This window comes from Rhizobium sp. BG4, assembly GCF_016864575.1.
Lineage (GTDB): Bacteria > Pseudomonadota > Alphaproteobacteria > Rhizobiales > Rhizobiaceae > Rhizobium.
On record NZ_CP044125.1, the window covers coordinates 1,177,700 to 1,198,489 of the forward strand.

Genomic DNA, 20,790 nt, shown 5'->3' on the forward strand with positions numbered 1-20,790 from the left:
CTTACCGGTTACCCTAGATTATCGCTTGAGGTTGACGAGGACGTCCATGATGTCCGAACCCGTCTGGAAGACCTTGGAATTGGCGGTGTAGCTGCGCTGAGATTCGATCATCTCGGTCAGCTCACCTGCGAGGTCGACGTTCGAGCCTTCGAGGGCGCCGGCCTGGATGGAGCCGAAACCATTGGTCTGCGGGTAGCCGGTGACCGTAACGCCCGATCGGCCGTTTGCCTGATAGACGTTGCCGCTGAGAAGCGTCAGCTCGTCCGGGCTGGCAACAGTCGCCAGAGGAATGCGGAAGACCGGCTTCGGATCGCCTTCCTTGTAGTTGGCGTAAACCGTGCCATCCTTGTCGATGGTGACGCCGGTAACTTCGCTGGCCGGCTGACCGTTCGGCGAACCCGTACCGCTGTTTGCAGAGGCTTTCTGCGTGTACTTCGAAAGATCGAGATCGATGCTGAGATCGCTCGTCGTATCTGCAATGGTGACGTTTCCGGTAATCGAACCGGCGTCCGCATCGGCCGGGTCGGTAATCAGATTGCCGCTCTTGTCGAAGACCATCGTGCCGCTGGCAACCGGAGTAGCCGGGGTATACGGGAACGAGCTCGTGCCTGACGTTGCCGCCGCGTCCTTGCGGTAGATCGCCACGTCCCATTCACCGGACGTCGTCGCAGTGGCTGCGGCTGACTTCGTGAAGTAGAAATCGTACTGAACCTTGCCACCAAGCTTGTCGAAGACAACCATCGACGTCTTGTAGGTGTTGGGCGTACCGGCCGCGCTGACGCCCGGGTCGACGTTTGCGCTCGGCAAGTCGGCAGCCGGCACAACGGGCATGTCGGAGTTCAAGTTGCCGGAGAAGGTGGCGCTCGTCGATTCGATCGCGGTCAGGCCGGACTGGTTGACGTTGACGGGAACGAGGCCATCGAAACCGTTGACGACGACTGCCGGCGGGCCTGCCGTGTAGGGATAGCCCATGAGCGTGAAGCCGGCGGCGTTGACCAGGTTGCCGTTCTTGTCCTTGGTGAAATCGCCGGCGCGGGTCAGAACCGAGGTTCCGTCCGGGCTCTGGACGATGAAGAAGCCATCGCCCGAAATGGCGAGGTCGGTGCCCGAGGTCGTGTAGGAGAGATCACCCTGGGAAGTCACGGACTGGCGGACGGACGTCTGAACACCACCGGAGTTGTAGTTGCCGGCCGAGGACGGCAGGACGAGCGACGAAAATGCCGTCGATACCGACTTGTAGCCCGTGGTGTTTGCGTTCGCGATGTTGTCGGCGACGGTGCTCAGGCGGTTTGCCTGGGCATTCATGCCGGACACTGCCGTCTTCATGCTGCCAAAAATGCTCATCTGAAAACCTCGTTTTCCTTGATAGCTTGGAGAGTATTTGGCGGGCCTTGCGTGAAGCTGTCTGGTGGCGAGCGGACCGTTCGAAATGTTGAACGGGCGCCCGCGCAGCAGGGCCCAACACTGAAATCAGTTCCAGTCGATGCAGTAGCCAAGGAAACGCTTCGAATCGACCGGGTCGAAACCGAGCTTCTTGCGCAGCTTCTTGCGCAGCTTGGAGATATGGCTTTCGACGACGTTCTCTTCGACTTCCTCGTCGAAGATGCCGTAGATGGCGTTGAAGATCTGGGTCTTCGTGACGCGGCGTCCACGGTTGGCAATCAAATATTCGAGGATGCGGCGCTCGCGGCGCGGCAGCGCGAAAACTTCGCCGTGGATCTCGGGATCGCGGCCGTCCGAGAAGACGCGGATGGCGCCGATATCGGTGTGGCTTGCAATCGCTTTCAGGCGGCGGCGGATCGCCGCAGCGCGAGCGAGGATTTCACGGGGGTGGACCGGCTTGCGGACCACGTCGTCGACACCGCAATCAAAAAGTGCAAGCGTCGTTTCGAGCGAGGGCTGATCGCTGACCGCGATAACAGGTGCCTGGGAGCGATCGCGGATTGCCCGCGGCAGCTCGAAGGTCTGCTGGCCCTGGCCGATCAGGAATGCTTCAACAGCAGCGATATCCGAGTCCGCCGCCGTCTGCACCCATTCGCCAAATTCGTTTGGATCAAAGCCTGTCGAAGGAATGCCTTCCCGGCCAAATAGAGATGTATATCCATCCTTAACGAGCTCGCGCTCATCAACCACGACGATCATTCGTCCGCCTCCGAATCAGTGTGGCACTTCGATGATCTATGGGTACGAATCGTACGAATCTGGAACAAGGTGTTGGAAGTTAATGGCAGGAATTAATAGTTGCTTAACCTTTGCGTCCCGATTTGCTCTACATATAGTAGGTCTCCGGACTTATGCACACAAAAATTTCGTGGAAAAGTTAACACCTGGTAAATTAGGCCTTGCGTGGCCAGATTCTGGCGGATTCCTGCCACATTTCGACACGATTCCGCTTTGTTCTCTTTTTGCCATCTTTGATTGCATCAATTCTGACAGAAGTTACTCGCATTAGGAGTCCACTTGCCGTAGCCGGTGGCGACCAGATTGGCGATCACCCGGCAGACATACTGCTTCTGCGCGGGGTCGTTGTTGGGTCCTGCGTGGTATCTCGCTACCGCCATCGTCCAGGTTTCGTGACGGTCGTGGAGGTTGCGCAGGAACTTCGCCGCATATTCCACATTGGTGTGCGGGTCAAACATCTCCTCGGCGGAGCGGAAGTTCTCGCCATGAAAGTAATGGTTGATCTGCATGCAGCCGATGTCGATCAGTTTCGCGCCGGCGCGGGTCGCCGTATCGAACTGGCGCATCGCATCTGCTTCGGAGGGTGGAAAGACCGCCTTTCCCTCGATGTTGAGCGCGAAGGGATATAACGATCCCTTGCGTCCCGTCTCCGTCAAACCGACCGAATAGAGGATACCTTCGGGGATGCCGTACTTGGCAGCGGCCGACTGGATTTCCTTCTCGCAGGCACCGTTGGAGGCGGCTGCCTCAGAGGTAAACGCCGCCAGAACCGCTGCTGCGATCGGAGCCAGAAGCAGCGCCTTCCACGCCGGTCTCAGCTGCGCCATCAAAGCCTCCATTCCCTCGCTGTGCGGTCTGCGACTGGCGCTCACGCGCCTCCCCGCCCTGTCCCTGCTGCAGGGATTGCTGGCCGGACTGGCCCTGTGCGTTCGCCTGCGCGCTGGTGTCGGTCTTTTCGACCGGCGCCATGCTGATGGTGACGTTGTCGACCGTGTAGCCCTGGCTGCGCAGCGATTCGAGGATCTTGCTGTGATCTTCCTTGAGCTGACGGTAGGCCGCGCCCGTCTCGACCTTCAGATCGACGTTGAGGGCATCGCCGGACAGGCGCATCGTCGCCGTGACGAGACCGAGATCGATCGGCGTCATCTGGATCTTCAGCGTATTGACGACCTTGCCGGTGCTCGTCCACTCGGCGGCGTTCGACAGCGCCGAGCCAGGCTGCATGGCCTGCGCCCATTCCTTGTCGCCGCTGATGGCAGCGGTGACCGAAGCGGAGTTCTGAGCGAGGCCGATATAGCGGCGCGATTCGAGCACGGTGACGTTCTCGATATCCGTCTTGGCCTTGGCGCCGGTCTCTCCGGCATTTTCGGTGCCGATATGAATATCCATCGATTCACCGCGGCCATCGGCGCGGCTCAAACGGAAGATCTTGCCATCGGCAGCCTCGGAGCCCTCAGCGCCGGGCACGGGAACCTCGGCAGCCTTCGGGCCGCTGATCGCCGCCAGCGCGTCCGTGGCATGCGTTTCCGCCTTGCCGGTTGCCTCGACCTTATCGTCCTTCTTGTCCTTGCCAGGCGCGGTGTCGTCCTTCGCCTTCACGGCGGTGCCCTGCATGACCGTGGTGATCACGGCAGGCTGCTGCGGGACGTCTTTCTTCAGGAGATCGAGCGCATCGCTTGCGGCATCCTCGGTCTCGCCCTTGGAAGACTTCTTGGTTTCTTCGCCCTTTGCCGGCTTGGCGCCCTTGGCCGCCTGCGGCAGGGTGTCTTCGTCGAGCTTGTCGGACTTGTCCTTGGTATTCTTTTCCTTCGGCAGCGCAGCGGCTTCCTGCAACTGTTCCTTCAGCGTCTTGCCGACCGAGACCGTTTCCGGCTTGGTTTCGGCCTGCTGCTTCAGCGAGGTGTCGCTGAGATCAATGATCGGCTTCGGATGCTGGCGCGACCGGGCGATGACGCTGGCATCGGCCTGGGTGTCAGCGGGCTGCGAGCCGTCAGCGGTCTGAGCGTCGTTGGCGCCCTGGCCGTTATCGCCGGCTTTCTGCAGGACGTCCGAAAAGCCGCCCTTGCCGCCATCATCGTCCTTGCCGACAGGGCGATTGGATTTCGCTGACGGCGCCTCAACCGGTGCCGTTCCCCCCGAAACGCTGATATCCATGATCTCAATTGCCCTCTTCGCCCAGCAGCTTGTCGATATCGTCAAGCTTGGACCGGTTCGCAGCCATAAAGGATTTGTAGGCAGGATCAGCATTCTGCTGGTCCTGGCTGCTGTCTGCCGGGAGCGCCGGTGCCGCTCCGTCGTCAACCGGTTCCGATGGGGGAGCGGTGGGCGATTGCGATTCGGCGTCCGTAGTAACAGCGGCCTGTTCTGAAGTATTCTCTTCATTAGAAGAAGTAGAATCGCTTGCTTGCGTCAAGCTTGCAGGGTCAGGCGCTTTCAATACTTGTTCTGCCACGGAGCGGGCAGCGGCCCGCAGCGCCTTGTCGCGATCCGAGAGATCGCCATCGGCGACCTTGCCGATATGCTGGGCCGCCGAATCGACGTCCGGCGTCGAGACCGAGGCCATATTGCCATAGAAGCTCGCCAGCGCGCCGAGCGGATCGGTTTCGCCGCCCGACAGGGCCTGGGCGTGTTCCGCGGCCGTCTTGGAGAGCTCGACCTTGCCGGCAATGCCTGCCGCGCGCGCGATGCGGAGATAGACTTCGCGCTGACGCGCATCATCCATGAAACTCAGGATGCTGACGACGTCCTCGGTCTTCACGTCATGCTCATGATCGACGATCAGCTTGACGAAGAGATCGGCGAACTGGCTGGCATAGGGGGAGTGCAGGAAGCGGCGAACATAGCGCTGCGAATAGGCCATGCCCTTGTCGACAAGCCCGGCCTCGACGCTGATCGCCACGGAGCGGCGCAGCGCCGCTTCCTCGACGATGGTGCCGGGCGCCGACAGGCGCGCTTGATCGTAGAGCTTCAGCGCCTCGAGCGGGCTGCGGGCAACCATGACGTTGCCGCCGACCAGCGAGAGATAGGGGCCGATCTTCTTGTCGCGATATTCGTTTGCGGTCTCGACAAGCGTCTTGGCGACGAGCAGGCCCTTGCCGCTCAGATACTTGCGCAGCACATCGGTGACGCGATTGTCGAAATAGCCGTTGACGTCGCGGGAGACGAGATATTCGAGCGTGGCGGGGTTACCGCCGCTCATCGCATAGACAAGCGCCGCATCGACGTTGCGATCGTCATCAAAGACGGCTGGATCGACGGTGCGTAGGCGCTGATCGATCGTGCCCAGCATGAAGCGCTGCATTTCCGCGGCGGAGTGATCGCCTGAGACAACGGAATCCTGCACGAACTGCAGCGAGCGCAGCATCTTGTAAGGCGCCAGATCTTCCTGCTCGTCGGCGCGCGCGGCCGCGGGCGCTGCAAGCGCCAGCCCGAGTGCGATCGACAGAAGACGATGGTGCTTGCGGCGCGCCATGGCTTACCCCTGATCCCCCTGGACGAGGATTTCGATACGGCGGTTTGCGGCATTGAGCGGATCATCGGGCAGCTTCAGCTTGCGATCGGCAAAGCCGGAGACCTGCGAGACACGCCCCTCTCCGAGACCGCCGCGAACCAGCATGTAGTAGGCAGCCTGGGCGCGGTCCATGGACAGGCGCCAGTTCTCGTTATCGGCGCCCTTGTACTGGCGCGCGTCGGTATGGCCGCGGATGACGACCGCACCCTGGCGGGCCTTCAGCACTTCGCCGATCTTCTCCATCGCCAGAACCATTTCCTTGCGGGGAACGGCCGAGCCGACATTGAACATGGAGTCGTTCGCCTGGTCCGACAGACTGACCAGCAACCCGCCTTCCGCCGGAACGACGGTGAGACCCTCGGCAAGCTTGCCGGCGACGCCGGTGATTTGCTTGGCGATCTCCTGCTTCAGTTCGTCGGCCTTCTTCTCTTCCTCGGCCTGCTTGACCGGATCGGACTTTTCTTCTTCGGTCTTTGCGGCATCGTCAGGCTTCTGATCGTCCGCCTTGCCGTCTGCGGTCTTGTCGTGCTGCTTGTCGGCCGGCTTTGCGTGCTGGTCGGCAGGCTTGACGTCCGCGGTGTCGGTGTCCGGCTTCTCGGCTTCGAGCTTTGCCAGCTCGGTCGCGTCAGGCTGTTCCTTGGCGTCCTTGGTCGCCGGCGTCTTGCCAGGATTGTCGGCGCGCGTCACCTCGACCTGCTTCGTCCAGAAATCCGGATCGAAGGGATCGCGATAGGCTTGACCGCCGTCGGCGCCGGTCGCGGGGCCGGAATCGGCTGCACCGCCCTCGCCCTTGGCACTGACATTGGCCTGCTGCCCGACTTCCTGGGCGATCTCGGCCAGAACGGAGTATGGGTTCTCGAAGAAGTCGGCTTCGGAATAGTTGGTCTGGTCGCCAGAGGTCGATGTCTGGTCGTCGCCGCTTGCAGCCGATGCGCCCTGCGTCTGCTGCTCTTCCTTCTGCTTGGACTTGTCCTTAGTCTCCTCGCCGTCAGCCGTATCGACAGGCTTCTTCAGGCCCTTTTCGGTCGGCTTTTCATCGGCGAGCTTGATCGGATTGAAGTAGGTCGCGACCGAGGCCTTGGTTTCCTCGTTGGCGGCATTGACCAGCCACATGACGAGAAAGAAGGCCATCAGTGCCGTCATGAAGTCGGCATAGGCAATCTTCCAGGCGCCACCATGGGCGCCATCGTGGTCGCCACCGCCATGTTTCTTGACGATGATGACTTCGTTCTTGCCGTGGTGGTGATTTTCGCTCTCGCTCATTCCAGAACTTTCTTCAGGCTGGCCGACCAGGCCGAGATGCGCGTCACGAGAACGGAACCATCAACCTCAACTGCAAGATCCACGTCATCCGTTTCGAGATGACGCAGCAGACCGGGCTTTTCGCCGAGTGCCTTTTCCAGCAGGGCAAAGAGTTTCGCCGGTCCCTTGACGACAACAGGGCCGGCAGCGCCATCCAGGATCGCCTCGCGCAACAGGGCAGCGAGACTTTTGACGGCATCCTCGGCGACTGCCTCAGTCACGACAGGCGCAACGGCCTTGACGGCTGCGGCGCTGACGAGATCGGCGACATCGAATGCGATATTGGAAAGACGTGCGGCAATCAGCGCCGCCAGCTCTTCCTCATACTTGGCCTTCAACTCCTCGAATTCACGCTGGTGAATGAGTTCGAGGGTCTGCATTTCGACGGCATGCTTTTCGCTGAGCTCCGCCGTCGCGGCCGCATGGCCCTCGGCATAGGCGCCGCGCTTCTCGGCTTCCAGATCGACAACCGGCTCTTCGGCGATATCGGCGAAGCCGCCAAAGGTGTCGTCGGCAAACTCCATCGGCTCCGGAGCCGGGGCGACGGGCTTGATGTCACTGAAATCCTTGAGATAGCGGGAAAGCATCGCGCTCATCGTGTCGACCCGTTATCTGCGAAAAGATGCGGCATGCCTGCGCCCCGTTCAAACCAACTCCGACGGCCGCCCAAAACCTGATGCGCCATCCTTGCCTGAAACCTAGAAAGCCAAACTTGCGCGAGGATGAATGGCGGGCGCAAACGCCCGCCATCTAGACGGGAATGCTACTCGAGAAGGATCAGGATGTTGCCGGCCGACGTGTTGAGGATGTTCATCGCTTCCGTGGCAACGTTGAGCTGCGTCCCGATCGCCGTCTGGCGCGTGGAGGCTTCGTCCATGTCGGTGTCGACGAGCGCACCAACCGTGGTGTCCAGCGAATCCATCATCTTGCTGATGTAATCGGAGCGCGCGTCGATCTGGTTCTGCATGATGCCGAGACCGGATGCCGTCGTGTTCAGACTCGAGAGGATCTTCTCGACCGCGGACTGCATGTCGGCAAGGTCCTGGCTCGACGTGCTGTCCGAAAGCGCAATCTCGGTGCCGCCTGCCGGCGTGCTGGAGTTGGCGTTGAGCAGGTAAAACTGGCTACCGGTGCCGTTGCCGGGATCGATCGCCTTCGTCAGCAGGCCCTTCGACGCGTCGCGGGAATCGATCATCACCAGGTTCGACGAGGGAATGCTGATGTTCTCGGGGTAGAACTGGCCGTTCGGACCGCGCGTATAGCCACCGATCACCGAGCGGGTGTCGGGCATGGCGGAGCTGTTGTTGTAGAGCCAGTTTTCGCCGGAGAAGCTGGTGCCGGTGACGGCGGACTGAAGCTGGCCCTTCAGCTGCTGAAGCGTCGTGTTCAGCTTGTCGCGATCGTTTGCCGGGTCGGCAGCCGAGACGAGCGTCGACTTGATGTTGGTGACGAGGTCGATCAGCGAGTTCATCGACGTGTAGGTCGTATCGACCTTGGCGGCGCCGAGGCCGAGAGCGTCGTCGATGGTCTTCAGCGAATTGCCGTCGGTGCGCAGCGTCTGGGCGTAGGACCAGTAGGTGGCGTCATCGGCCGCGGACTGGATGCGCAGCTCGGACGAGATCTGCTGCTGGATCTTGTCGTTGTCCTTGCCGAGGCCGCGCATAACGTTCAGTGCGGTCAGCGCAGCAGGGTCCTGAATGGAATAAGCCATCTGTCGATCTCTTGTATGAATGGAAAGGGACAGACCGGAAACCGGTAGCGACAGATTATGGCCTCATGCCCCCGGCAATCGGCCGGTGCGTCGCTGTAAAACAAATCAACTCGCCGGTGAAATTAACCCGAACTTAAGCATGCTTTCAAGGCTTGGAGCGGTCCGGCGGGCGGAAACTTCACGATCGCTGTAACAAATTGTTTTTAAATGAGAAATCGCGCCTTTTGAGCGCGATTTCGAGATCTTTTCTGCTGGTTGAAAATCGCGACGCAAGATTCGATCCAGCTTCAATTTTCCGGCTTAGCGCTGGAAGAGCGTGAGAACGTTCTGTGCGCTCGAATTTGCGATCGACAGCGACTGGATGGCGAGCTGCTGCTGTGTCTGCAACGCCGTCAGTTTGGACGATTCTTCTTCCATGTTCGCGTCGACGAGACGGCCAACACCGGAGTCGATCGAGTCGCTCAATGACGAGACGAAATTCTCCTGCAGCTGAATTCGCGTCGAGATCGAGCCGAGCTGCGAGGCAGCCTTGGTCATCGATTCCAGACCCTGCTCGACGACGTTCAATGCGAGTGTGATATCGCCGTCCGACATGTTGGAGATGTCGAGCGAGAAGATCGAGCCGACGGTGCCGTTGGTTGAGCCGATGATACCGGTGGAAGTATCGATCGCGCCATTGCTGGTGCCGAACAGGACGTTGCCGTTAGAGGCCGAATTGAGGACGTATTCGGTGGTCGTAACCGAGGTCTCGCCGTTGCCGTCGCGGACGAAGGAGGAGACGACGCTCTTCGTTTCGTTGCCTGCGACCCAGTTTTCGCCGGAGAAGGATGCCGATTGGGCAATGCTGAGGAGCTGCGACTGCAGCTGCTTCACTTCTTCCTGGATCTTGGTGCGATCGACACCCTTTTCGGTTGCGGCGACGATCTTGGCCTTGATTTCGGTGACGACGTCGATGGCGTTGTCCATCGCAGAATAGGCGGTGTCTACCTTTGCGGCGCCAAGACCCAGTGCGTCGGAGACTGCGGACAGGGCCTTGTTGTCGGAGCGCATCGTGGTCGCAATCGACCAGTAGGCTGCGTTATCTGCAGCCTTGGAGACACGGTAACCCGAGGAAACATGGTTCTGTGTCGTTTCAAGATTATTATTAATGCTACGAAGTGTCTGAAGTGCAGCCATGGCTGCGACGTTCGTCAAAATGCTCGTCATGAAAAATGTGCCCCTTATTGGCAAAAACGTCGAGAAGGGACATTCCGGCCTACCGGGAACGGGAAGCAGCGCTCATGCCTGTTAACCTGCGATTAATCTCGGTTAACTCACCGTTACGTTGAGCGCAGAAGACGGCAAAATGGTTAACAAATCGTTAACGCCAACGACAAAAAGCCGCACCTGTTAAGGCGCGGCTTCTTTTCAGTGCCCGCCGGACTAAGCCGGCGGGTATGTTTTCTGGACTTATTAGCCGCGGAAGAGCGACAGGATGTTCTGCGAAGAGGAGTTAGCGATCGAGAGCGACTGGATCGCGAGCTGCTGCTGCGTCTGCAGAGCGGTCAGCTTGGAGGACTCTTCTTCCATGTCGGCGTCAACGAGGCGGCCAACACCCGAGTCGATTGCGTCGCTGAGCGACGAAACGAAGTTGGACTGCATGTCGATGCGCGAGGAGATCGAACCGAACTTCGAACCGAGCGAAGTCATGTCCTTCAGAGCGGTTTCAACGTCGGTCAGCAGGTTGTCGATGTCGCCCTTGGTCGTGGAAGCGCCGATCGTGAACGAGGTGATCGAGAAGCCCGACGAAGCGCCGGTCGTGCCGAGGATACCGCCGGTGCCAGCCGTTGCGTCGGTGTAGAGCAGGTCGGTTTCGGCAGCCGTGTATTCGGTCGTGGTGACCGAAACGCCGCCGGAGCTGCTGCGGACGAAGGACGAGACAACGCTCATCGTTTCGCCGGCGGTGTTGGCAACCCAGTTTTCGCCGTTGAACGAAGCGGAAGAAGCAATGCTCTTCAGCTGAGCCTGGAGCTGGGTGATTTCGTCCTGAACCTTGGACTTGTCAACGCCGTCTTCAGTTGCAGCAACCAGCTTCGACTTGATTTCGGAAACGACGTCGATCGAGCTTTCAACGGCGGTGTAAGCCGTGTCGACCTTGGCAGCGCCCATGCCGAGAGCGTCAGAAACAGCGCCGAGGGCCTTGTTGTCCGACTTCATCGTCGTGGCAATCGACCAGTAAGCTGCGTTGTCGGCAGCCTTGCCAACGCGCAGGCCCGACGAAACGTGGTTCTGGGTGTCGGACAGGTTCTGGTTGACGTTGCGCAGCGTCTGCAGTGCGGACATTGCGGAATTGTTGGTAAGAATGCTGGTCATTTTAAATGTGCCCCTAATTGGCTACGTGATGAAGGGCATTCCGGTCTCACCGGGAACGGCGCTCAGCGTCATGCCTGCCGATCGTCTGTTGATCGACCGCCGTTTCGATGTCCCTAGGAAACAGCATCATAGTTAAAACAACCTAAACACGACCAAAAAAAATCGTTAAAAATCGGTAACTTATGCCATTTTAACATTAAGGGCTTGTTAACGAAAAATGGCCGGTGAAACACCGGCCATTTCCATTTTTGCGATGCGCTGTTCCGGTCTTAGCGGAAGAGCGACAGAATGTTCTGCGAAGAGGAGTTAGCGATCGAGAGCGACTGGATCGCGAGCTGCTGCTGCGTCTGCAGAGCGGTCAGCTTGGAGGACTCTTCTTCCATGTCCGCGTCAACGAGGCGGCCAACACCCGATTCGATCGAGTCGCTGAGCGACGAGACGAAGTTCGACTGCATGTCGATGCGCGAGGAGATCGAGCCGAACTTGGAGCCGAGCGAGGTCATGCTCTTCAGTGCGGTTTCAACGTCCGAAAGCAGGTTGTCGATGCCGCCCTTGGTCGTGGAGGAGTCGATCGTGAACTCGGTGATCGACTTGCCCGACGAAGCGCCAGCCGTGCCGAGGATACCGCCGGTGCCGGCAGTTGCGTCGGTGTAGAGCAGGTCGGTATCGGCAGCCGTGTATTCCGAAGTCGTGACCGAAACGGCACCCGAGCTGCTGCGGACGAAGGACGAGACAACGCTCATCGTTTCGCCGGCGGTGTTGGCAACCCAGTTTTCGCCGTTGAACGAAGCGGAAGAAGCAATGCTCTTCAGCTGAGCCTGGAGCTGGGTGATTTCGTCCTGAACCTTGGACTTGTCAACGCCGTCTTCAGTTGCAGCAACCAGCTTCGACTTGATTTCGGAAACGACGTCGATCGAGCTTTCAACGGCGGTGTAAGCCGTGTCGACCTTGGCAGCGCCCATGCCGAGAGCGTCAGAAACAGCGCCGAGGGCCTTGTTGTCCGACTTCATCGTCGTGGCAATCGACCAGTAAGCTGCGTTGTCGGCAGCCTTGCCAACGCGCAGGCCCGACGAAACGTGGCTCTGCGTGGAGGAGAGGTTCTGGTTGACGTTACGCAGCGTCTGGAGAGCTGCCATTGCGGAAGTGTTGGTGTTAATGCTTGTCATAATCTGTCCCCTAGAAAACTAGATACAAAAAGGAGGACATTACCGGACTGCTATTACCGGCGATGACGGACCTGCTTCATGCAACTCGGCGCCTTCTTTTTTGGCCCCAAACCCGTCATGTCCAGGGCAATCTCGCAGCCAATACTTGCCAACTTCTTAAAAGTGGCAGGGGGCGCCAAACCCCTGCAGTCTATAGTTAAACAATCCGGAACAGGGGGTCGGAGACAGTTAAATTCCGCCCGTTCCAAAGCAATACACCGGCTTCGTGCAAGCTTCGGATGCAAATGTGCCATGGCCAGAAACAGCACAGCTCGCCTCGTCCAGACGCGGCGGCTCGCTGCGTGCGGCAGCATCGATGTTTTGATCAGCGCATTTCCTAACGGAGTTCGGTTTTGAACAGCAAAGTTTCGTTTTCGGTGGCATCCCGGGAATTTCAGGCAGGCCGCTATACGCAGTCCCTCGCAACACTGAATCAGCTGATTGACACCCAGAAGGATGCCAAGACCTACGCCCTGCTCGCAAAGAATCTGCTGCAGCTCGGCTTCAAGTCCGACGCGGCGAAGTCCTACGGGCTTGCGGCCAAGGCCGGCGGTGCGAACGCCTACGAATATTACAAGCTTGCCGCGCGCCTGCACTACGATTGCGGCGAACACGATGAAGCGCTGGTCATCTGCATGCGCAACTTCGAGAAGGCGCAGAAGGATCCCGACCTGGCATTCATCCTGGTCTCGGTCTTCTACGCGCGCCAGCAGCGCGATCTGATCCAGCCGCTGAAGAACGTGCTGTCCAAGAGCAGCAACCGCGAACATCTCCAGGCCGCCGCGACGCTGGTCTCCAACGATCTCAGCGATCCGTCCAACGAGCAGCTCGCCCGCAACATCTTCAAGCGCTTCCCGAAGGATTTCTCGGCGCGCTTCCTGTATCTGATCTTCCTGCGCGAATTCAACGACTACGAGGAAAGCCTCAGGCACCAGAAGGTCGTGGACGACGCGGTCCTCGACGGCCGGCCGGAAGTGCTGCGCAAGGACCATCCTTTCTATCACCTGCACTGGTGCGGCAACGAAGATCTCAACCGCCTGCCGATGGTCGGCGTGCCGAAGCTCGATCCCGACAAGGTCGCGGCGCGCCGGGCGCAGCCGCATGCATGGTCGGACAAGATCCGCATCGGCTACATGTCCGCCGACTTCTGGGACAACCACGCAACCATGAAGCTGATGCAGCGGGTTCTCGAACTCCACGATCGCGACAAGTTCGAGATCGTGCTGTTCGACCACAGTGGCCCCTATGCCCTGCTGAACAACAAGACCGACCGCAGCAAGTGGGGCACGATCGTCGACATCCACGGCGTCTCCGACCAGGAAGTGCTGCGCCTGGTGCGCGAGCACAATATCGACATCATGGTCGACCTGAAGGGTCATACCGCAGATAGCCGCGCCAACAGCTTCAACATCCCGCTGGCGCCCGTGCACGTCGCATGGCTCGGCTTCCCGGGCAGCACGCTGGGGATCGACCTCGACTACGTCATCGGCGACCAGTTCGTCCTGCCTGACGTCGCCAAGCCGTTCTACCACGAGAAGTTCTGCCGCATGCCGGAGAGCTACCAGCCGAACGACCCGTCGAACCGTCCCCAGCCGAAGCCGGTGACGCGCGAGCAGTACGGCCTGGCGGACGATGCCTTCGTATTCGCCTCGTTCAACGGTAACCGCAAGATCACGCCGGAAGCCATTGCGAGCTGGACGCGGATCCTGAAGCGGGCGCCGAACAGCGTCCTGTGGCTGATGAGCAATTCTCCGCGCAACGAGGAGAACCTGCGCAAGGCGTTCCGGGCATCCGGTATCGCGGCGAACAGGATCATCTTCTGCGCCCGTACCGGCTACCAGGAGCATATCGACCGTATCCAGGCCGCCGATCTCGGTATCGACACTTTCCCGGTCAACGGTCACACGACCACATCGGAACAGCTGTGGGGCGGTCTGCCGGTTCTGACGATGAAGGGCACCAACTTCGCCTCGCGCGTCAGCGAGAGCCTGCTGAACGCCATCGGCCTGCCGGAGCTGGTCGGCAAGGATCTGCAGGATTACGAGGATATGGCTGTCGAGCTCGCCAACAATCGCGAGAAGGTCACGGCCTACAAGGCGCATCTCGCCGAGCAGCGCTATATCGCTCCGCTCTTCGATGCCGAGCGCTTCTGCAAGCATCTCGAGCAGGCCTTCGTGACGATGGCCGACCGCGCCAAGCGCGGCGAGGCTCCCGACCACTTCGACGTCCCTGCCCTGCCGGCCCGCACGCAGCCGTTCTGGACCGCATAAGGTTCGAGAGACCGACAAACACAAAACCCGCCGGAGAGATCCAGGCGGGTTTTTTGTTGTCTGCTGTGGCGGCCGAAGACCCGGCCAGGGAAAACTGCCGTGGCTTAGCTGAACGAGCGAACCAGGCTGCCGACCAGGAGGTTCCAGCCGTCGATGAGCACGAAGAAGAGGATCTTGAAGGGCAGCGAGATCGACGTCGGCGGCAGCATCATCATACCCATGGCCATGGTGATGGTGGCGACGATCAGGTCGATGACGAGGAACGGCAAAACCACGAGGAAGCCGATTTCGAAGCCGCGGCGGATTTCCGAGATCATGAAGGCCGGGATCAGCACGCGGTAATCGATCTGGGCGCCGGTCTGGACGTTCTGGCCACGCTCACGCGCAAGATCGACGAACAGCGCCAGATCCTTGTCGCGGGTATTGGCGGCCATGAAGGTGCGGAACGGCTCGGCGATGCGCTGGATGGCTTCCTGTTCCTGGATCTGGTTGGAAAGCAGCGGCTGCACCCCATCCTGCCACGCTTTGTCGAAGGTCGGCGTCATGACGTAGAAGGTCATGAACAGCGACAGCGACAAGAGGATCATGTTGGATGGCGTAGAGGAGAGGCCGAGGCCGGTGCGCAGGATCGAGAAGGCGATGATGAAGCGCGGAAAGCTCGTCACCATGATCAGGATGCCCGGCGCGACCGAAAGAACGGTCAGAAGGCCGAATGTACGGATGATCCAGGCAGCGACCGAACCATCGACAGGGATATTCAACAGATTTGTCGGCAGCTGCTGAGCCACCGCCAATTCCGGTACCGCCATCATGGCGGCCAAGAAAATTATGAATCGAATCATTCGACGACAAAGGTCCTGAACATGACCTTGGATACGCGCCCCTGAGAGCGCAGGTCAACACGTTCCTGGATGTCATCCCGTAGATATTGGAAGCCGCGCGGACCTTCGATCTGCTGCAGCGAAACAGTGCGGATGTAAGCCATTATATCCTGATGGATATCCTCCGCGACCTTCACGTCGGGGGGGCCATTGAAGAGAAGTGCGACCTCTAGCCTCACCCAGTTTTCGGAGGGGTAAGCGAGGTTCGAGGTGATCGGCTCGAGCTGGACGACGTTGTTGGCCTCGGTCGAGATATGCGGAAGGCCGGTTTCGCCTTCCTTCTTCTCGCCACCGGCGGCCTTCGGGTCGGCCGGCTTTTCGGCCTGCTCAGCGCTCTTGACGTTCGGGGCGAGCATCGAGCCGACAGCCCAGCCACCGCCGGCGCCGAGAAGGGTCAATACCGCGACGCCGACGATCGTCATCATCGCCCCGGATTTCTTCTTCGGTTTGGCTTCGCCTGTTTCTTCGTCTGCCATGGTTTCCTGGCCTTAGAGCGGTGAGAAGAGATCGACGGCCTGCTGGCCGCGCGGCGGCTGCTGCACTTCCATCAGGCGGCCGCGGCCACCGTAGGAGATGCGGGCTTCGGCGATCTTTTCATACGAGATCTGGTTTTCGGCGTTGACGTCCTGCGGGCGAACGATACCGGCGACATTCAGGATACGGATTTCCTGGTTGACGCGGACTTCCTGCGAGCCGCTGATGACCAGGTTGCCATTTTCCAGGATGCCGGTGACCACCGCGGCGACGAGCAGCGTCAGCTTTTCGGAGCGGTCGATCTTGCCCTTGCCGTCTGTGCTCGTGTCGGAACCGTAGGTCAGGTCGGTCTTCGAGGCCGGGTTCCAGCCGAGGATATTGGCCTGAACGTCCCAGTTCATGCCGCTGGAATTGGTGCGGCTGCGGCTGGTATCGTTCTCGAACGACGCCTTGTCGTTGATCTGGATGTTGACCGTCAGGATATCGCCGACGTTCAGAGCGCGGGCATCCTTGAAGAGCGCGGCCTGGCTATCGCTCCAGAGCGAATAGCCCTGTGCGACCTGGCGCGGCTGCTTCGGATAAAGCGCCATCTGCGGCGTCTGGCCATAGGCCAGGCCGCTGCCGATCGGGCTCATGGCGGGCGCCCTGCCGATCTCTCTCACGGACTGCGGCGACTGGCAGCCGGCGAGAAGGGCAACGGCGGCGATGGCAGCCGGGAAACGCTTATTCATGAGGGATCCTTCGACGTATTGGGATCGGATGCACTTGCAATGATGTTGGCGATGACGGCTGCCTTTTCAGGATCCATCTCGGCAAGGATCAGGCTCGACTGACGCGCACCGAGCCGCATGATCACGGCCGCCGCGATCCCGGTATTGGCCTTCTCAAGCTGCAGCGCCGCCGCGTCCGGCTTCATGTTCTTGTAGATGTCGGTGAGGCCCGCTTCCGCCTGCTTTAGGAAATCGTTGCGGCGCTTCAGCCAATCCTGATACTCGGCCTTGCGCTTGTCCATCTCGGCCATGCGGGTATCGATATCGGCGCGGAGCTTTTCCAGATCCTGCTTCTGCAGCAGATAGCGCTGGTCGCGAGCGGGATCGGCAATGTTGGTGCAGAACTGCTTGATCTCGTCCTCGGAGGTGATGTCGCCCTCAGGCTTCGGTGCTTCCTGGGCAAAGGCGCCCGGGATCGTCAGCAGCATGACGGCGGCGGCCGGCAATGCCAGGCGCCGCACGAGTTCCGAGACGGTCATGTTCTTGTTGAGCTTGATCATTGCAGTACGAGCTCCGCCTGCAGAGCGCCTGCAGATTTGATGCCCTGAAGGATGGCGATGATGCCGTCAGGCTTGACGCCGATATTGTTCAGGCCGGCGACGAGCGTTCTGAGATCGGGCCCCTGCAATATCGCGACACGGCCACCGGTTTTCTGCGCGGCGATATCCGTCTGCGGCTGGACCGCCGTCTGCCCCTTGGAGAAGGGCAATGGCTGGATGACCTGCGGCGTCTCGGTGACCTGCACGGTCAGCGTTCCGTAGCTGACGGCCACAGGCGAGACGCGGACATCCGCGCCGATGACGATGGTGCCGGTGCGCTCGTTGACGACGACCTTGGCCGGCGTGTCGGTCTCGACGATGAGATTTTCGATATCGGCCATCAGGCGCGTGAGATCGGCTTCGCGCGGCTTCTGGACGATGACTTCCTGGGCGTCCTTGGCTTCGGCAACCGGGCCGCCGAACCGCGAGGATGCATAGCCGTTGACGACGTCGGCGATGCGCACGGCCGTCGAGAAGTCGGGGTTGCGCAGCTGCAGCACGAGATTGACGGAATCCTTGAAGCGCGAGGGAAGCTCGCGCTCGATGATCGCGCCGCCGGGCACGCGGCCGGCGGTGGTCACACCTTCGGTCACGCTTGCGGCCGCACCCTGCGCCTGGAAGCCCGATACGACGACCGAGCCCTGAGCGACGGCGTAGATCTGGCCATCGGCGCCGGACAGCGAGGTCATGACCAGCGTACCGCCACGGAGCGACGTGGCATCGCCAAGCGAGCTGACATTGACGTCGATGCGGCTGCCGGGGCTGGCGAACGGCGGCAGGTTGGCGGTGACCATGACGGCCGCCGTGTTCTTGGCGTTCGATTCACCGCCCTGCGTCGAGATGCCGAGGTTCTGCAGCATGGCGCGCATTGACTGCTCGGTGAAGGGCGAGGCGCGGAAACCGTCACCGCTTCCCTGCAGACCGACGATCAAGCCGTAGCCGATCAGCTGGTTGTCGCGGCCGGCCTGCAGCGAGGCGATATCCTTGATGCGCGAGGCCATCTGCGCCGAGGCGGGCGTCACGCTTCCCATGCACATGGAAAGAGCCGCAAACGCGGCGATGATGCGAGAGACGATCTTCATTTTGCCGCCACGTGAATGGTGCCGTCAGCGAGGACTGTACCGCTGATGATGACGCCCGAATCCATGTTGCGGGCGCGGATGACCTGACCGGTCGAGCCGTCTTCCAGCGGCGAACCGGCCGCCGAGATGGTCATGTTACCGATGTTGAAGACCAGCCGGATCTGCGAGCCGCGCGTCACCGTGTAGGGTTCGCGCAGCGCCGAGACGCTGATCGTGCGGCCTGGAAGCAGGGTGCGCTTCGAAATCATCCCCTGCACCTCGTCGATCGACTTTGCATAGCCGCCGGAGAGGTTCGGGTTGGTGACTTCGACTTCCTGGAGCTGGCCGGCAGCGATGGTTTCGCCGGGATAGATGATCGCGGTCGGAACGACTGCGTAACCCATGCTGGCGTTCGCCGCCGGGGTCACGAGGATCCCGGCATAAGCGATCGCAGCGAATGCCGTCAGAGCGACGGTATTTCTCGCCCGGCGAAACATCATGTTCGGCCCTTTCCTAGATTACTTCAGGTTCTTGCTGACGATGGAGGCCATTTCGTCGGCAGTGGTGATGACCTTCGAGTTCATTTCATAGGCGCGCTGGGCAGAGATCAGGTCGGTGATTTCCTTCACCGGGTCGACGTTCGACGATTCCAGGTAGCCCTGCTTCATGTAGCCATAGCCCTGCTCGTCGGGCGTGCCGACGACAGCTTCGCCGGATGCCGGCGTCTGCTGGAACAGGTTGTCGCCGATCGGCTGGAGACCGGCTTCGTTGACGAAGTCTGCGAGCGTCAGCTGGCCGAGCGTGGTCGGATCGGTCTGGCCGGCGAGAACGGCGGTCACTTCGCCGGAGCGGCTGACCGTCAGCTGCGTCGAGCCGGTCGGGATGGTGATGCCGGGAACGACGGTGTAGCCGTCGGCGGTAACCAGCTGGCCGGTCTCGTTCTTGTTGAAGGCGCCGGCGCGGGAATAGAGCGTCGTGCCGTCGGGCGCCTGGACCTGGAAGAAGCCGCGGCCGACGAGCGCGACGTCGAGGTCGTTGCCGGTCTGGCTGAGTTCGCCCTGGATGTGCAGGTTACGCACGGCCGAGGTCTGAACGCCGAGACCGATATTCGCGCCTTCCGGCACGATCGCCTGGTTGGCGCGGTTGGCAACGCCCTTGGCGCGCTCGGTCTGGTACAGAAGGTCGGTGAACTCGGCGCGGGCGCGCTTGAAACCGGTGGTGTTGATGTTCGCGATGTTGTTCGCGATGACTTCGAGGTTGGTCTGCTGGGCATCCATGCCCGTGGCCGCAATGGCAAGCGCTCTCATCGGTCCGTCCTTATCCGGTTACATCTGCATCTTGGTGACGTCGAGGAAGGCCGAAACGACCTTGTCACGGATGGCAATTGCGGTTTGCAGCGTCTGTTCCGCCTGCAGCATGGAGTCGACGACCTCGCGGGTCGTCGCGGTGCCCTTGAGGCCGGCGAAGGACATGGATTCCGCGCCCTTTACCGAGTCTATGGCCTGGGTGGCCATGTTGCCCATAACGGAGGCGAAGCTCTGGTCTGCCTTTGCACTTTCGGCCGCCGAAGTGACCGAAGAGGAAGAATTCTCGCCAACGACGCTGCCGAGGCCGCGTGTGGAGGAAAGAGAACCGATGTTCTGTACGTTGCTGATCATTACTGGCTCTTCAGGAGGTCGATGGTGGAGGAGATCAAGTCGCGGGTCTGCTTGATGGTCTGCAGATTGGCGTCATAGGATCGGTTGGCTTCGCGCATGTCGGCCATTTCGACCAGCATGTTGACGTTCGGCAGCTTCACCACGCCGCGCTCATCCGCTGCCGGATTGCTGGGGTCGTATTCAGTGGTGAATTCCGATTCGTCGACGCCGAGCTTCTTGACGTTGACGGTGGTCAAGCCGGCTGCACGGTCAACCTGTTCGCCGAAGGTAACGGTCTTGCGGCGGTAGGGATCGGCACCAGGCGTGTCGCCGGTCGAACGGGCGTTCGCGATGTTTTCCGAGACAATGCGCAGGCGAGTCGATTGAGCCTCAAGCCCCGACCCAGCAATCTTCATGGCTGCTGATAAAGGATCCACGATTTTACTTCCTTACGGTCATCAACATCATTCGATTAAAGGAGCCGACCAGCGAGGTGTTCAGCTCGTATTGGCGTTTGATTTCGCCGGACTTGGAGAGTTCCTCGGCGAGACCGACGGTGTTGCCGGATTCCTGCACGCCGATCTCCTGATCGAGTGCGGCTTCCTTGACGTCGATGTCGCCGCTGGTGCTGAAGTCATTGCCGCTGAAATGCGCAGGATTGGTGCGCGCCATGGCAACATCAGACTTGTCGAGAACCGATTGAAAGGGCGTGATGTCCTTCGCACGGTACTTCGGCGTGTTCGCATTCGCGATGTTGCCGGCCACAACCTCCTGACGGATCGTCAGCCATTCCGCCTGCCGCGAGGCCAAGTCGAAAAGTTGAATCGGTTGCATGGGAACTCTCCGTTTTTACTGAGACGACCCTAGGGCGGTAATCTTGCGTCAGACTTACGGAG

Annotated in this window: 22 protein-coding genes; 1 reads left to right on the forward strand and 21 read right to left on the reverse strand. The window is 60.4% G+C overall.

The annotated features are described in order from the left end of the window. Window positions 1-18 precede the first annotated feature (18 nt). From F2982_RS06210 to F2982_RS06260, 11 genes are all read right to left on the reverse strand, one after another. Window positions 19-1,344, reverse strand: a complete 1,326-nt coding sequence (locus F2982_RS06210; protein WP_199626188.1) for a flagellar hook protein FlgE — start codon at window positions 1,342-1,344, stop codon at window positions 19-21. Window positions 1,345-1,470: 126 nt separating this feature from the next. Continuing rightward, a complete protein-coding gene (locus tag F2982_RS06215; protein ID WP_112713268.1) occupies window positions 1,471-2,142 on the reverse strand; it encodes a winged helix-turn-helix domain-containing protein in 672 nt (223 codons plus the stop codon). A 281-nt stretch (window positions 2,143-2,423) separates the two neighbouring features. Further along, the gene (locus tag F2982_RS06220) at window positions 2,424-3,008 is read right to left on the reverse strand and encodes a transglycosylase SLT domain-containing protein (protein WP_203429578.1); all 585 of its coding nucleotides are present in this window, start codon (window positions 3,006-3,008) and stop codon (window positions 2,424-2,426) included. Further along, complete coding sequence (locus tag F2982_RS06225) at window positions 2,929-4,338, reverse strand: flagellar hook-length control protein FliK (RefSeq protein WP_203430017.1); 1,410 nt, start codon at window positions 4,336-4,338, stop codon at window positions 2,929-2,931. The genes F2982_RS06220 and F2982_RS06225 overlap by 80 nt, the downstream gene beginning before the upstream one ends. Window position 4,339: 1 nt before the next feature. Beyond that, complete coding sequence (gene motC / locus F2982_RS06230; RefSeq protein WP_112713272.1) at window positions 4,340-5,653, reverse strand: chemotaxis protein MotC; 1,314 nt, start codon at window positions 5,651-5,653, stop codon at window positions 4,340-4,342. A gap of 3 nt (window positions 5,654-5,656) precedes the next feature. Continuing rightward, a complete protein-coding gene (locus tag F2982_RS06235) occupies window positions 5,657-6,955 on the reverse strand; it encodes a MotB family protein (RefSeq protein ID WP_130279052.1) in 1,299 nt (432 codons plus the stop codon). Next, window positions 6,952-7,590, reverse strand: a complete 639-nt coding sequence (locus tag F2982_RS06240) for a hypothetical protein (protein ID WP_130279053.1) — start codon at window positions 7,588-7,590, stop codon at window positions 6,952-6,954. Before F2982_RS06240 ends, F2982_RS06235 begins: the two co-directional genes overlap by 4 nt. 167 nt (window positions 7,591-7,757) lie before the next feature. Then, window positions 7,758-8,705 carry a flagellin gene (locus F2982_RS06245; protein ID WP_112713278.1) on the reverse strand — a complete coding sequence of 316 codons (948 nt, stop codon included), beginning with the start codon at window positions 8,703-8,705 and terminating at the stop codon, window positions 7,758-7,760. A 300-nt stretch (window positions 8,706-9,005) separates the two neighbouring features. Beyond that, complete coding sequence (locus F2982_RS06250; protein WP_112713280.1) at window positions 9,006-9,911, reverse strand: flagellin; 906 nt, start codon at window positions 9,909-9,911, stop codon at window positions 9,006-9,008. A 246-nt stretch (window positions 9,912-10,157) separates the two neighbouring features. Continuing rightward, a complete protein-coding gene (locus tag F2982_RS06255; RefSeq protein ID WP_203429579.1) occupies window positions 10,158-11,057 on the reverse strand; it encodes a flagellin in 900 nt (299 codons plus the stop codon). Window positions 11,058-11,326: 269 nt separating this feature from the next. After that, a complete protein-coding gene (locus F2982_RS06260; protein ID WP_203429580.1) occupies window positions 11,327-12,223 on the reverse strand; it encodes a flagellin in 897 nt (298 codons plus the stop codon). 392 nt (window positions 12,224-12,615) lie between these two features. On the opposite strand from F2982_RS06260, the gene F2982_RS06265 reads away from it, so the two are divergent. Then, window positions 12,616-14,532, forward strand: a complete 1,917-nt coding sequence (locus F2982_RS06265) for a glycosyl transferase (RefSeq protein WP_112713286.1) — start codon at window positions 12,616-12,618, stop codon at window positions 14,530-14,532. A gap of 104 nt (window positions 14,533-14,636) precedes the next feature. On the opposite strand, the gene fliP is transcribed toward F2982_RS06265, so the two are convergent. From fliP to flgB, 10 genes are read right to left on the reverse strand one after another with little or no spacing between them, the layout of a single operon-like run. Continuing rightward, entirely contained in the window at window positions 14,637-15,374 is a 738-nt protein-coding gene (gene fliP, locus F2982_RS06270; protein WP_112713288.1) for a flagellar type III secretion system pore protein FliP, read from the reverse strand. Beyond that, window positions 15,371-15,889 (reverse strand): flagellar basal body-associated FliL family protein, encoded by a 519-nt coding sequence (locus tag F2982_RS06275; protein WP_112713290.1) that lies wholly within the window; start codon window positions 15,887-15,889, stop codon window positions 15,371-15,373. Before F2982_RS06275 ends, fliP begins: the two co-directional genes overlap by 4 nt. 12 nt (window positions 15,890-15,901) lie before the next feature. Continuing rightward, window positions 15,902-16,618 carry a flagellar basal body L-ring protein FlgH gene (flgH, locus tag F2982_RS06280; RefSeq protein ID WP_203429581.1) on the reverse strand — a complete coding sequence of 239 codons (717 nt, stop codon included), beginning with the start codon at window positions 16,616-16,618 and terminating at the stop codon, window positions 15,902-15,904. After that, window positions 16,615-17,157: a MotE family protein gene (locus F2982_RS06285; RefSeq protein WP_203429582.1), complete on the reverse strand. Its 543-nt coding sequence runs from the start codon at window positions 17,155-17,157 to the stop codon at window positions 16,615-16,617. Before F2982_RS06285 ends, flgH begins: the two co-directional genes overlap by 4 nt. Beyond that, window positions 17,154-18,278 carry a flagellar basal body P-ring protein FlgI gene (locus tag F2982_RS06290; RefSeq protein WP_112713296.1) on the reverse strand — a complete coding sequence of 375 codons (1,125 nt, stop codon included), beginning with the start codon at window positions 18,276-18,278 and terminating at the stop codon, window positions 17,154-17,156. The genes F2982_RS06285 and F2982_RS06290 overlap by 4 nt, the downstream gene beginning before the upstream one ends. Further along, a complete protein-coding gene (flgA, locus tag F2982_RS06295; protein WP_112713298.1) occupies window positions 18,275-18,757 on the reverse strand; it encodes a flagellar basal body P-ring formation chaperone FlgA in 483 nt (160 codons plus the stop codon). The genes F2982_RS06290 and flgA overlap by 4 nt, the downstream gene beginning before the upstream one ends. 18 nt (window positions 18,758-18,775) lie before the next feature. Next, window positions 18,776-19,564: a flagellar basal-body rod protein FlgG gene (gene flgG, locus F2982_RS06300; protein WP_112713300.1), complete on the reverse strand. Its 789-nt coding sequence runs from the start codon at window positions 19,562-19,564 to the stop codon at window positions 18,776-18,778. An 18-nt stretch (window positions 19,565-19,582) separates the two neighbouring features. After that, entirely contained in the window at window positions 19,583-19,915 is a 333-nt protein-coding gene (locus tag F2982_RS06305) for a flagellar hook-basal body complex protein FliE (RefSeq protein WP_112713302.1), read from the reverse strand. Next, complete coding sequence (flgC, locus tag F2982_RS06310; RefSeq protein ID WP_112713304.1) at window positions 19,915-20,331, reverse strand: flagellar basal body rod protein FlgC; 417 nt, start codon at window positions 20,329-20,331, stop codon at window positions 19,915-19,917. The genes F2982_RS06305 and flgC overlap by 1 nt, the downstream gene beginning before the upstream one ends. Window positions 20,332-20,335: 4 nt before the next feature. Continuing rightward, entirely contained in the window at window positions 20,336-20,728 is a 393-nt protein-coding gene (flgB, locus tag F2982_RS06315) for a flagellar basal body rod protein FlgB (protein ID WP_112713306.1), read from the reverse strand. Window positions 20,729-20,790 lie beyond the last annotated feature (62 nt).

Coding starts and splice junctions, on each gene's coding strand:
- F2982_RS06210 (WP_199626188.1), bottom strand. CDS start 1,344: ATGAGCATTTTTGGCAGCATGAAGACGGCAGTGTCCGGCATGAATGCC.
- F2982_RS06215 (WP_112713268.1), bottom strand. CDS start 2,142: ATGATCGTCGTGGTTGATGAGCGCGAGCTCGTTAAGGATGGATATACA.
- F2982_RS06220 (WP_203429578.1), bottom strand. CDS start 3,008: ATGGCGCAGCTGAGACCGGCGTGGAAGGCGCTGCTTCTGGCTCCGATC.
- motC (WP_112713272.1), bottom strand. CDS start 5,653: ATGGCGCGCCGCAAGCACCATCGTCTTCTGTCGATCGCACTCGGGCTG.
- F2982_RS06235 (WP_130279052.1), bottom strand. CDS start 6,955: ATGAGCGAGAGCGAAAATCACCACCACGGCAAGAACGAAGTCATCATC.
- F2982_RS06240 (WP_130279053.1), bottom strand. CDS start 7,590: ATGAGCGCGATGCTTTCCCGCTATCTCAAGGATTTCAGTGACATCAAG.
- F2982_RS06245 (WP_112713278.1), bottom strand. CDS start 8,705: ATGGCTTATTCCATTCAGGACCCTGCTGCGCTGACCGCACTGAACGTT.
- F2982_RS06250 (WP_112713280.1), bottom strand. CDS start 9,911: ATGACGAGCATTTTGACGAACGTCGCAGCCATGGCTGCACTTCAGACA.
- F2982_RS06255 (WP_203429579.1), bottom strand. CDS start 11,057: ATGACCAGCATTCTTACCAACAATTCCGCAATGTCCGCACTGCAGACG.
- F2982_RS06260 (WP_203429580.1), bottom strand. CDS start 12,223: ATGACAAGCATTAACACCAACACTTCCGCAATGGCAGCTCTCCAGACG.
- fliP (WP_112713288.1), bottom strand. CDS start 15,374: ATGATTCGATTCATAATTTTCTTGGCCGCCATGATGGCGGTACCGGAA.
- F2982_RS06275 (WP_112713290.1), bottom strand. CDS start 15,889: ATGGCAGACGAAGAAACAGGCGAAGCCAAACCGAAGAAGAAATCCGGG.
- flgH (WP_203429581.1), bottom strand. CDS start 16,618: ATGAATAAGCGTTTCCCGGCTGCCATCGCCGCCGTTGCCCTTCTCGCC.
- F2982_RS06285 (WP_203429582.1), bottom strand. CDS start 17,157: ATGATCAAGCTCAACAAGAACATGACCGTCTCGGAACTCGTGCGGCGC.
- F2982_RS06290 (WP_112713296.1), bottom strand. CDS start 18,278: ATGAAGATCGTCTCTCGCATCATCGCCGCGTTTGCGGCTCTTTCCATG.
- flgA (WP_112713298.1), bottom strand. CDS start 18,757: ATGATGTTTCGCCGGGCGAGAAATACCGTCGCTCTGACGGCATTCGCT.
- flgG (WP_112713300.1), bottom strand. CDS start 19,564: ATGAGAGCGCTTGCCATTGCGGCCACGGGCATGGATGCCCAGCAGACC.
- F2982_RS06305 (WP_112713302.1), bottom strand. CDS start 19,915: ATGATCAGCAACGTACAGAACATCGGTTCTCTTTCCTCCACACGCGGC.
- flgB (WP_112713306.1), bottom strand. CDS start 20,728: ATGCAACCGATTCAACTTTTCGACTTGGCCTCGCGGCAGGCGGAATGG.